The following is a 2,606-nucleotide window of genomic DNA, read 5'->3' as shown; positions in this document are numbered from 1 at the left end:
GGCGGTCTCCTCGGTCGCGGCCGCCGCCTTGGTGGTCTTGGCGGGTTTGGCGTCGGCAGCTGCGGCGGGGGCTCCGGCGCCGCACTCGCTCTTGCGGAAGTCGTTCCACTTCATGCCGTTCAAGGTGCCGGCAGCCTTTGCGGCCTGGTACTTGGTGCTGCATTCCTTCGCGGTCAGGCCCTTGGCCGCGTTGTCGTCGTCGGCGGCCGCCTTGGTGTCGGTCTTGGCCGCATCGCTTGCCTTCGCCGTCTTCTTGGCGGGCTTGGTGTCGGTGGTGGCGGCGGCATCCGTGCCGCATTCAGCCTTGCGGAACTGGTTCCACGTCTGGCCGTTAAGTGTTCCGGCGTCCTTTGCCGCGTTATACTTGGTGCTACACTCGGCCATGGTAAGCGCGTTGGCCGGCGCCGCCAGGAACAAGGTTGCGACGGCTAATCCCGTCAAGGTTGCAAGTCGATGGATGAGCATGGCGTTTTCTCCGTTGCTGTCGCCCATAGGTTGTCCCTTTGCGAAACCAATAGCCCTCAACGCCCGCCCGCGCCAGATGCTACCAGCGCGGACGCCCTCACAAACTGTGTTCCTCCCGATAAGGTGATGGAATCCTTGCGATCTGGTCCGCCTGAGCAAGGTTTGCGGGGCGAATCTACAGCCAACGGACCTGCAACGCCTGGTCCATTGCCGCAAGACTCGACGCCCATGTTAGGCTGTCGAATCACTTGACCAGCACAGCACAATGATTTTCTAAGGAATGGTAATATATAATCACGAAATGTGATGATCGGGTGCGGCTCAATTGTGGCAATACGGGCGGCTGAAAAACCGACGGGGATCTAGAAACGCATGGCAGGGCAGTATTTTGGCACCGACGGCATTCGCGGACGCGCCAACAAGTTTCCGATGACGGCCGAGGTCGCCATGCGGGTCGGTATGGCGGCAGGCCTTTCGTTCCAGCGCGGCAGCCATCGCCACCGCGTCGTGCTCGGCAAGGACACGCGGCTTTCCGGCTACATGATCGAGAACGCGATGGTGTCGGGCCTGTGCGCGGCCGGCATGGACGTGTTCCTGCTTGGCCCCATTCCGACGCCGGCGGTCGCCATGCTGGTGCGCTCGCTGCGCGCCGACATCGGCGTGATGATCTCGGCCTCGCACAATCCGTATTATGACAACGGCATCAAGCTGTTCGGCCCCGACGGCTATAAGCTCTCCGACGAGATCGAGGAGCGCATCGAGGGCATGCTGGACAAGGATATCGAGCTGGCGCTTGCTGATTCCGACGGGCTCGGCCGCGCCAAGCGCGTCGACGGGGTGCACGACCGCTATATCGAATTCGCCAAGCGTACGCTGCCGCGCTCAATGTCGCTGTCGGGACTCAGGATCGTCGTCGATTGCGCCAACGGCGCCGCCTACAAGGTGGCGCCCGAGGCACTTTGGGAACTCGGCGCCGAGGTCGTGGCCATCAATGTCGAGCCCAACGGCTTCAACATCAACAAGGAATGCGGCTCGACCCATCCGGCCGGCCTGCAGAAGAAGGTGCATGAAGTGCGCGCCGATATCGGCATCGCGCTCGACGGCGACGCCGACCGGGTGGTGATCGTCGACGAGAACGGCGCCATCGTCGATGGCGACCAGATAATGGCGCTGATCGCCGAGTCCTGGCACCAGAGCGGGCGTCTGGCCGGCGGCGGTGTCGTGTCGACGGTGATGTCCAACCTCGGCCTCGAACGCTTCCTCGGCGACATGAAGCTGCAGCTGCACCGTACCAAGGTGGGAGACCGCTATGTCGTCGAGCACATGCGCGCGCATGGATTGAATGTCGGCGGCGAGCAATCCGGCCACATCGTGCTCTCGGATTTCTCGACCACGGGCGACGGGCTTGTGTCGGCGCTGCAGGTGCTGGCCTGCATCAAGCGGCAGAACCGGCCGGTCAGCGAGCTGTCAAAGAAGTTCGAGCCGGTGCCGCAGCTCTTGAAGAATGTCCGCATCGCCGGTGGCAAGCCGCTCGAGGAGGCGCCGGTCAAGGCGGCGATCGAGGATGCGCGCAACCGGCTCGGCAAGGCCGGGCGGCTGGTCATCCGGCCCTCCGGCACCGAGCCGCTGATCCGCGTCATGGCCGAGGGCGACGACCCGCAGTTGGTCGAGGCTGTCGTCAATGATCTCGTCGGCGTCATTTCGGAAACGCGCAGCGCCGCCTGAGTGCGCGAAGCAATCCAGCTCTGCAAGCCCGCCGTCAGGCGGGCTTTTTTGTCCGTGCGCGAGCGATGCAGTCGGCCCTGTTCGCAATGCGACTCTATCTAAAATTGTATAGATTCGTGGTTAATCGGTACGGTTAAACGGCTTTTAACCTTTGCAATTCATTATCCAAACCCGAAGTCAATCATCTTCGGGCGGGTGTCGTCCCGAGGCTTCTTAGGGGTGACAGCATGTTCAATACAAGAATGGCATTGTTTGCCGCGCTGTTCGCGGGGGTGGCGGCACCAGCGCTCGCAGCCGATCTCACGGAGCCGCCAGTGGTCGAAGCGGCGCCGCCGCCGGTCGCCTACGAGCAGCCGGTCGAAGTCGGCGGCTGGTACATCCGCGGCGATATCGACTATCACTGGTCGAATTTGGGT

General features: G+C 62.8%; 1 protein-coding gene and 2 pseudogenes. 2 read left to right on the top strand and 1 reads right to left on the bottom strand.

The genetic code is table 11. The features are described from left to right. Positions 1-465: pseudogene (locus tag EN745_RS33365) on the bottom strand (hypothetical protein); the annotation flags it as partial. Positions 466-837: 372 nt separating this feature from the next. Here EN745_RS33365 and glmM point away from each other — a divergent pair. Both glmM and EN745_RS33355 read left to right on the top strand, forming a co-directional pair. Next, positions 838-2,190 (top strand): phosphoglucosamine mutase, encoded by a 1,353-nt coding sequence (glmM, locus tag EN745_RS33360; RefSeq protein ID WP_126057883.1) that lies wholly within the window; start codon positions 838-840, stop codon positions 2,188-2,190. A gap of 227 nt (positions 2,191-2,417) precedes the next feature. Continuing rightward, a pseudogene (locus EN745_RS33355) lies at positions 2,418-2,606 on the top strand (porin family protein); the annotation flags it as partial.

It is taken from the genome of Mesorhizobium sp. M4A.F.Ca.ET.022.05.2.1, from assembly GCF_003998845.1.
Lineage (GTDB): Bacteria > Pseudomonadota > Alphaproteobacteria > Rhizobiales > Rhizobiaceae > Mesorhizobium.
The sequence above is the reverse complement of the archived record's forward strand: the minus strand, read 5'-3'. Positions and strand labels throughout refer to the sequence as shown.

Bases quoted from the DNA above. Each gene is read 5' to 3' on its own strand.
- glmM (WP_126057883.1), top strand. From the start codon at position 838: ATGGCAGGGCAGTATTTTGGCACCGACGGCATTCGCGGACGCGCCAAC.